This is a genomic window from Maribellus luteus (genome assembly GCF_003576475.1).
Lineage (GTDB): Bacteria > Bacteroidota > Bacteroidia > Bacteroidales > Prolixibacteraceae > Draconibacterium > Draconibacterium luteum.
The window spans coordinates 309-673 of the sequence record NZ_QWGR01000106.1; the positions used below are offsets into that span (position 1 = coordinate 309).

The 365-nt window shown below is 71.0% G+C and carries 1 pseudogene; it reads right to left on the reverse strand.

Features of this window, described 5'->3' with window-relative positions:
• Positions 1-365: pseudogene (locus D1614_RS28145) on the reverse strand (hypothetical protein); the annotation flags it as partial.

Sequence of the window (365 nt, forward strand, 5' to 3'; positions counted from 1 at the left end):
GTACCGCCTGCGCGGTCGACACGGGCCTCAAGCTGCTGGAAGGTGGCCATACCCAGCACGCCAACAACCAGCAGCGCGAGCGTCCACACCGGCCAGTGCAATTCGCGGCCGAACAGCAACGGCACCAGCACGGCCGCCACGCTCACGGCCATCCACGCCACGCCGGTTGTATCCAGATGCACCTTCGCCGCGTCGGGGCTTGGGTGCGGGATCCAGCGCCCGCCCAGCAGCGCGGCCGTCAGCCCGACCGGTACGTTGATCAGGAAGGCCGCGCGCCAGCCCAGCCCGGCGATGTCGGCGCTGGTGAGTGCGCCGCCCACCAGCAACCCGGCCGCCCCGCCAGTGCCCATCACCAGGCCGAAAAT